This is a genomic window from Aquiflexum sp., assembly GCF_041749095.1.
In the GTDB taxonomy this organism is placed as follows: domain Bacteria; phylum Bacteroidota; class Bacteroidia; order Cytophagales; family Cyclobacteriaceae; genus Aquiflexum.
Genome location: NZ_JBGTCA010000088.1, coordinates 1 through 8,112, shown reverse-complemented (window position 1 = coordinate 8,112; position 8,112 = coordinate 1). Strand labels below are relative to the sequence as shown.

Below are 8,112 nucleotides of genomic sequence, written 5' to 3'. Positions count from 1 at the left end.
GATCACCAACATCCCGGCTTCCCGGAGCCTTGTAGCCAATTTGGTAAAATCACTGTCCGAAGAAACGATGCAGAAACCATTGACCCTTTCAGAATACAGTATATCCATGGCATCGATGATCATGGCTGAATCGGTGGCATTTTTTCCCGAGGTGTAGCCATATTGTTGCATGGGGTTGATGGCATTTTCCAAAAGGACATTTTTCCATTTTACCAATTGAGGCTTCGTCCAATCTCCGTAAATACGTTTGATGGTAGGATTACCATATTTGGCAATTTCCTCCATCATTTCTTTGACCTGTGCCGAAGGGACGTTGTCAGCATCGATCAGGACAGCTATTTTTATGTCAGTTTGCATTCTTTTCTATTACTAAAAGTGAGTTTATGCATTTATGAAACAGGTATTTTAATTTCCTTTCCGTGCTTCAGTATTTCATACACTAAAGGATTGGAAAGGTTGAAATCTGATGCTCTAAAAGGATGGGGTTCAATTCGACTGTCAAATTTTCTTCTTAACCTCATTAATTCCAGTTGCATATCAGGCAAATTGTTGTAATCTTTCAAAACTACAGCAATATCAATATCACTATCATCATGAAAATTTCCTTTTGCATAAGAGCCAAATAATATAACTTTAATGAGGTCAAATTTTTCATTCAATTCCTCAATATATTTTGTGGGAACAATTAAAGCATCTCTTTGATCCATTTTCTTAATTCATTTATTCTTTTCATCCAGAGTAAGGAATAATCTTTAGTGCAAAGGCGAAAAAATTCTTTTTTATGGTCATCATATCTTGCATTTATATTAAAGGTAGTAATAACATCCAACCAATCCGAATATTCTTCCGATACATTTTGAGCCGATAAAGAAGGGCTATAAAAAACTATTTTCGTAAGTTGCGTAAAGAAAAAAATCTTTTAAATCTATGAAAAAACTTTTGATCGCAACAGGTGGGGGAGATTGCCCGGGATTAAATGCAGTAATCAGAGGAATCTGCAAAAGAGCAAAGAAATCCAAGGAATGGGAAGTGTATGGAAGTATGGAAGCTTTCAATGGACTCTTTACCGATCCCGTAAGAATCATTAAACTCACAAGTAAAAAAACAGCAGGAATCCATGTACGAGGTGGTACAATTTTGAAAACCACCAATAAATCCGATCCTTTGCATTACCCTGTCAAAGATGAAAATGGTAAAGTGACTTTTGTCGACAAGACGATGGAATATATTGACAGGATCAAAGAATTGGGGTTTGATGCGGTGATCAATATTGGCGGTGACGGCTCCCAAAAAATCTCCAAAGCTTTTTTTGAACATGGATTGCCTATCATTGGAGTTCCCAAAACCATCGATAATGACCTTTCGGCCACTGATATGACTTTTGGTTTTCAGACTGCTGTGCAGATTGCCTCTGACAGTTTTGATAAGTTGGTCACAACAGCTGAAAGCCACCACAGGGTCATGATTATGGAAGTAATGGGTCGGGATGCAGGTTGGATTGCGTTACATACTGCAATCGCCGGTGGTGCCGAAATCTGCCTGATCCCTGAAATACCTTATGATATCCAAAAACTGGTCAGTAGAATCGGAACAAGGTACAATGATGGTAGAGGTTTTGTCAACATTGTCATCGCTGAGGGCGCCAAAGCAAAAGAGGGGACAATTGTGGCGAGAGAAGGAGACGAAGGATCAAGGCATGTTCGTTTGGGTGGAGTGGCCCTTCAATTGTCTCAGCAATTAAAAGATGGCGGCGTAGAAGCTGAAATCAGGGAAACTATATTAGGTCATGTCCAAAGAGGTGGTACTCCAACGGCATTTGATAGGGTATTGGCTTCTTTGTTTGGAGTCAAAGCATTTGAGATGCTCCTGGAGGGAGATTTTGGAAAAATGGTAGCATTTAAAAACAACACATTTGTGTCCGTACCATTGGAAGATGCCACCAAAGAAAATAATGTGGTGCGCAAGGACAGTTTTATAGTACTCGGAGCCAAAGGCTTGGGAATTATATTTGGTGATTAAAGGAAGAAAATATGAAAGATACCTTGATAAATTTATTTGACAGAGATTTGAATAAGTTGAAAAACGAATTGAAACTCTATAAAAAAGAGGAAAATATCTGGAAAGTTTCAGGTGATATCCTCAATTCGGCAGGGACACTTACGGTGCATCTGATCGGAAATCTAAATCACTTTATAGGAGCTGTCATGGGAAATTCGGGATACGTGAGAGACAGAGATGCTGAATTTTCCACCTTTGATGTCCCCAGAGAATCATTGATAGAGCAATTGGATAATACTATCCAAGTGGTTTCAAATGCCATACTGATGTTTCAGGAAGATAAATTTGACAGTATATATCCTCATGAGGTTTTTAAAGAACCCATGACCCATGAATATTTTTTGCTACATCTGATCGGTCACCTTAATTACCATCTTGGACAGGTTAATTACCATCGGAGGTTGTTGGATATTTGATGGGGAAACTTGGGACATTTTTTGGAGTACATGGAAAAACCATGTTTAATTAATCCTATTTTAATCTTGAAATAAATGGCTTTAACTGAACAAATCAAGTGACTATCGGATTTAATATATAATCAATTCAAATAACCATGACTAAAATTCTTATCATTTCCGGGAGCCCAAGGGAAAAGACCGTGTCTTTGCGACTTGCCAAACATGTATTTATCAAACTTAAAAATAAGGAAGATATTGAAGTGGACCTTTTGGACGTAAGAGAGGTTGATCTTTCATTTATCCAAGTTGTTTGGAAAAAGGAGGAAGATGTACCGTCTGAATATTTGCCTCTGTTCCAAAAAATGAAAAATGCTGATGGTTTTATTTTGGTTTCACCCGAATACAATGGAGGCCATTCTTCTGCTCTGAAAAATCTTCTCGATCATTTTCCCAAGTCTATTTACAAGCAAAAAGCTTTTGGGATCGTGACAGGCTCATTGGGAGCAATGGGAGGAATGAGGGCAGCCCAAAAACTATTGCTATTGGTTCCCGCACTTTCTGGCATTGCGTCGCCCTTTATGATGATCACGCCCCAGATGGACAAAAAATTTGATGAAGATGGAAATCTGAAAGATGAATCATTTTCCGGCAGCGTAGATAGGTTCATCTCAGAATACCTATGGCTTTTGGAACGGCTAAAAAACTATGAAAATCAGTTGGCTTGAAAATTTTTTTCAATAAAAAGTATTTATTTTGGTGATCCTCACAATCATTCCCGACTTATGAAAAATCCTTTAATCCTGCTGGTTGTAAGTTTTGTTTACATACTTGGATGTACTTCTTCCGGAGAGAAAGTTCAGAAAACTCCAAATATTGTGTTGATTTTCACTGATGATCAAGGGTATAATGACTTAGGAGTATATGGTTCACCGGACATTCTAACCCCCAACCTTGACCAAATGGCTGGTGAAGGTATGAAATTCACCAATTTCTATGTCGCTCAGGCGGTTTGTTCGGCTTCCAGGGCGGCTTTGCTGACAGGAACTTATTCCAATAGATTGGGTATTCATGGGGCTTTGGACCATTCCAGCAATCATGGTCTAAATCCCGATGAGACAACCATTGCCGAAATGCTCAAACCTCTGGGCTACCAAACAGCAATTTTTGGTAAATGGCATTTGGGACACCATCCTGAGTTTTTGCCAACCAATCAGGGTTTTGATGAATATTTTGGAATTCCCTATTCCAATGATATGTGGCCAAACCATCCTGAAAACAAAGATTACTATCCTCCTTTACCTTTATATCAAAATGGAAAAGTTGTAGACACGGTTTGGACAGATCAATCCATGTTTACCACGTGGTTTACAGAGAAATCTGTGGACTTTATAAAGCGGAATAAGGATAATCCATTTTTCCTCTATTTGGCCCACCCCATGCCACATGTGCCTTTGTTTGTATCGGATAAATTTAAGGGTAAATCAGATCGTGGGCTTTATGGTGATGTGATCATGGAAATTGATTGGTCAGTGGGAGAGGTGTTCAAAGCACTGAAAGAAAATGGATTGGAAGAAAATACTTTGGTGATTTTCCTTTCTGACAACGGCCCTTGGTTATCTTACTCAGGACATTCAGGCTCAGCATATCCACTCAAAGAAGGTAAAGGAACTTCCTGGGATGGTGGAGTAAAAGTACCTGCCATCATGAAATGGAAAGGTAAAATTCCTGAAGGGAAAGTACAGGAAAATCCCGCCATGAGTATTGATCTTTTACCAACTATTGCTGAGCTAACAGGTGCCCCATTACCATCATTGCCTGTTGATGGCATGGATATTTCTTTTATGCTGATGGACAATTCAGCAACTTCCCCACAGGAAGCCTATTTTGTTTATTACAACCGAAATGAGCTGCAGGCAATAGTTATGGGTGAATGGAAAGTTTATTTCCCGCATAGGTATAGGTCTCTGGCACCTGGTCAGGATTTTAGGGCTGATGGTATACCCATTAAATATACAATGATCGATTTGGAAGAAATGGAACTTTACCATATTCCCAGTGATCCATCAGAAGAAAATAATGTGATTGGTGAAAACCCTCAGGTAGTCGATCAGTTTTTAAAACTTGCCGAAAAAGCACGGGAAGACATGGGAGATGCACTTACCGGTAAGGTAGGTGAAAATCTCAGAGAACCTGGAAGGATTAATTGAAATTTAGCCCGAAATTTCTTGCTTATTTTGTATTCAAATAATTTTATTTACGTTGATCTTGACGTAATCTATCTTGCATTGCCCACATGAAAAGTAAAAAAATAAGGATTTTACTGATTTTGGTATTTTCGTTCATCCTCATTATACCAACTGCAGCAATCTTTCTCTTATATTCCCAACAGAAAACACTTACCCAAAAAGCCATTGGGATTTTGAATGAGCAATTTGTTGGGGAATTGTCTGTAAAGGATTCGCATATCGCGCCATTTGCCAATTTTCCTTATATATCCATCGACCTGGAGGATATAGTTTTTTTTGATGGAAAAACCACAGATTCCAATATCATTTATGCCGCAGAAGATTTATACATTGGCTTCAGTATTTGGGACATCATTTCAGGAAATTACAATATCAAAAGCATTAAAATCCAAAACGGGCACCTGGATCTGGTAAAAGATGCTGAAGGAAATATCAATTTGTTGACAGCAAAGGGGAATGGAAATGAAGTTGAGACAAGTGATGATGAGGAAGAAATCAACATTGATCTGTCATCTATCCAATTAATAAACTTCAAAGTTAGGTTTGATGATTTATCGAATCTGTCAACGATTGGTGCCCACTTGGACAAGGCTGACGCAGTCATCAAAATTCAGGATGAACATATTTATATTGACATCATTTCTGATCTGATTTTTGATTACATCGCAGATAGCAAACCCTCATTTTTCTCGCAAAAACATTTCAGATTGGATTTGGAATTTGATTATGATCAAAACTCAAAAGAATTGATTCTTGCTCCTTCCAAGTTGCATTTGGAGGATGCACTATTGGGTTTGGAAGGTAAAGCATATCTGGGAGATGAGATTTATCTGGATGTAAAGTTGAGAGGGGAAAAACCTGATTTTTCCCTGCTTGCAGCTTTTCTTCCCAATGAGACAGCTATGCTTCTCAAGAAATATGAAAATGAGGGTGATGTGTTTTTTCAGGGAAGTATAGAGGGATTTGCAGGAAATGGTAATGTTCCTAAGATCGCAGTGGAATTTGGCTGTGACAATGCTTATTTCCTCAATCCGGGTATTAATAAGAAGGTGGATGATTTAAGATTTACCGGATTTTTTACCAATGGAAAGGACAGAAGCCTGAAGACTTCAGAATTCCAGCTGTTGAATTTTTTTGCCAAACCGGACGAAGGCAAATTCCAGGGAAGATTGATCGTAAGGGATTTCGAAAACCCTTATATCAAAATCAATCTGAATGCAGATTTGGACTTGGAGTTTTTGGGCGATTTCTTTGAAGTGGAGGGTCTTCAGGGTATCAGCGGTCAGGTTATTGTGGATATGGATTTTGATGAGCTTATTGACTTCGAGTCAGGATTAGGCGGAATCAGTAGTGCCAAAAACAGCGTGCAGAGTGAGTTGAAAATCATTAACCTAAATTTCTCTTTGCCGGATTATCCACATCAGTTCAGAAGAGTAAATGCCTATGCATTTATGAAAGAAGGAGATCTCCGGTTGGATAATCTGAGTTTCCGAATTGCAGATTCAGATTTTAAACTTTCAGGCAATTTGAGCGATTTACCTGCAATTCTGCATGGTGATCCCAAACCTGTAAAAGCAAAAATTGATGCCAGTGCCTCAAAAATTGATTTAAAGCAATTATTGCCATCTGATACGAGTCTCAATGAAGTGATCAATGATTTTAAACTCAAATTGGCTTTTGAATCAACAGGTAAGGAATTAATGAATTTCGAGCATTTGCCGCAAGGGGAATTTTTCGTTGATGATTTCTATGCCAAACTGGAAAATTACCCACATTCATTTCACGATTTTCATGCTGATATTCTGATTGGGGAAAGTGATATGGAAGTAAAGGATTTTTCAGGCGAAATCGACAAGAGTGATTTTCACTTTTCGGGTAAAGTCCTGAACTATCCCAAATGGTTTCAGGAACATCCAAAAGGGGAAAGCAGGTTTGAATTTGATTTGGTCTCCAATCATTTAAATATCAGTGACCTCTTGAAATACAATGGGGTGAACTATATGCCAAAAGATTATCAAAAAGAAGAAATCGATGGATTGAATTTAAAAGGCAGTCTAGACCTTCATTATAATGAGGGATTTGAATCCGCTGATTTCTATTTGACCGATCTTGATGGGAAATTCAAAGTACACCCGTTAAGATTGGAGGATTTTGGAGGAAGGATGTACTATGAAAATGAATTCCTAACTGTCACGGATTTTGGTGGAAAAATGGGAACCTCCGATTTCAAAGTTAATATGGGATATCAGCTTGGCGAACCTGATTCACTTAAAATTAAAAGGAATTTTTTTCACCTGAAATCCAGGGCTCTTGATTTGGATGCGTTGATGGGTTTTGAAAGCATTGATGTGGACACCAATCATCAGGAGGCATTTAATGTTTTCGATCTTCCTTTCTCAGAGATGGATTTCAAAGCCGAAATCGGGAAAATGAATTATCATACTTTTTGGCTTGAAGATTTGGTAGCTACAGCACGTACCACTACGAATCATTATATTTATTTGGATACATTGGGATTGAGGACAGCAGATGGGACTTTGGGTATAAAGGGATATTTTAATGGATCTGATCCGGAGCATATTTATTTCCACAGTACAATGAAAGCCGCAAAGCTTGACCTTGATAAACTTTTGATCAAGTTTGAGAATTTTGGTCAGGACTATCTGATCAATGAAAATCTTCATGGAAAAGTTAGCGGCACGATTACCAGCAAGTTTTTGGTTTATCCGGATCTTACTCCGATTATAGACAAGTCGGAAGCAAAAATGGACCTGACAGTATATCAGGGCAGCATAGTCAACTTTGCGCCATTGAGTGCCATGTCAAGCTATTTTTCGGACCGTAACCTCCGCAATGTGAAATTTGATACGCTGAGCAACACCTTTGACCTAAAAGATGGTGTATTAAATATACCAAGCATGAACATCAATTCAAGTCTCGGATTTATTGAGCTTTCAGGAAAGCAGAGCTTGGACTTGAATATGGATTATTTTATCAGAATCCCATTGGGTATGGTAACTTCTGTAGGTTTTAAATCGCTATTTGGAGGGAAAAACAAAAATGAAGTTGATCCAGATCAAGAAGACGCAATTGTATACAGAAATGAAGATAAAAGGGTGCGATTTGTCAATGTCAATATGAAAGGCACACCTGATGATTACAAAATCAGCTTGGGGCGGGATAAGAGGTCAAATTAAGCTTCTTGGGATTTGCAATCCCGGGAACAGATAAACTGGAATTTGTAATTCCGATACACTTGTCCTACGGCAACGATTCGGTTTAAGGGTATACCATTTTATTTAACTAATGGAATTCATTATTTTTAATGTCCATGAATTCATCACAAAAATCAGAAAATCGTTTTTCATTTTGGACAGATATCCTGCTTTGGGCGAATTATTTGATGCTAC

At 38.3% G+C, this 8,112-nt stretch carries 7 protein-coding genes; 5 read left to right on the top strand and 2 right to left on the bottom strand.

Going from position 1 to position 8,112, the window contains the following annotated elements:
• The coding region (locus ACEW8O_RS04790; protein WP_373493483.1) for an NYN domain-containing protein at window positions 1–357 on the bottom strand (357 nt) is incomplete at its 3' end.
• Between the two features lie 32 nt (window positions 358–389).
• The gene (locus ACEW8O_RS04785) at window positions 390–707 is read right to left on the bottom strand and encodes a nucleotidyltransferase domain-containing protein (RefSeq protein ID WP_373493482.1); all 318 of its coding nucleotides are present in this window, start codon (window positions 705–707) and stop codon (window positions 390–392) included.
• 220 nt (window positions 708–927) lie between these two features.
• On the opposite strand from ACEW8O_RS04785, the gene ACEW8O_RS04780 reads away from it, so the two are divergent.
• The 5 genes from ACEW8O_RS04780 to ACEW8O_RS04760 all read left to right on the top strand — a co-directional run bounded on the left by ACEW8O_RS04780 (window position 928) and on the right by ACEW8O_RS04760 (window position 7,899).
• Window positions 928–2,019, top strand: a complete 1,092-nt coding sequence (locus tag ACEW8O_RS04780; RefSeq protein WP_373493481.1) for a 6-phosphofructokinase — start codon at window positions 928–930, stop codon at window positions 2,017–2,019.
• Between the two features lie 11 nt (window positions 2,020–2,030).
• Window positions 2,031–2,474, top strand: a complete 444-nt coding sequence (locus ACEW8O_RS04775) for a DinB family protein (protein ID WP_373493480.1) — start codon at window positions 2,031–2,033, stop codon at window positions 2,472–2,474.
• A gap of 137 nt (window positions 2,475–2,611) precedes the next feature.
• Window positions 2,612–3,181, top strand: a complete 570-nt coding sequence (locus ACEW8O_RS04770; protein ID WP_373493479.1) for an NADPH-dependent FMN reductase — start codon at window positions 2,612–2,614, stop codon at window positions 3,179–3,181.
• Window positions 3,182–3,238: 57 nt separating this feature from the next.
• Complete coding sequence (locus tag ACEW8O_RS04765; protein WP_373493478.1) at window positions 3,239–4,663, top strand: sulfatase; 1,425 nt, start codon at window positions 3,239–3,241, stop codon at window positions 4,661–4,663.
• An 86-nt stretch (window positions 4,664–4,749) separates the two neighbouring features.
• Entirely contained in the window at window positions 4,750–7,899 is a 3,150-nt protein-coding gene (locus ACEW8O_RS04760; RefSeq protein WP_373493477.1) for an AsmA-like C-terminal region-containing protein, read from the top strand.
• Window positions 7,900–8,112 lie beyond the last annotated feature (213 nt).

Coding starts and splice junctions, on each gene's coding strand:
- ACEW8O_RS04765 (WP_373493478.1), top strand. CDS start 3,239: ATGAAAAATCCTTTAATCCTGCTGGTTGTAAGTTTTGTTTACATACTT.
- ACEW8O_RS04785 (WP_373493482.1), bottom strand. CDS start 707: ATGGATCAAAGAGATGCTTTAATTGTTCCCACAAAATATATTGAGGAA.
- ACEW8O_RS04770 (WP_373493479.1), top strand. CDS start 2,612: ATGACTAAAATTCTTATCATTTCCGGGAGCCCAAGGGAAAAGACCGTG.
- ACEW8O_RS04775 (WP_373493480.1), top strand. CDS start 2,031: ATGAAAGATACCTTGATAAATTTATTTGACAGAGATTTGAATAAGTTG.
- ACEW8O_RS04760 (WP_373493477.1), top strand. CDS start 4,750: ATGAAAAGTAAAAAAATAAGGATTTTACTGATTTTGGTATTTTCGTTC.
- ACEW8O_RS04780 (WP_373493481.1), top strand. CDS start 928: ATGAAAAAACTTTTGATCGCAACAGGTGGGGGAGATTGCCCGGGATTA.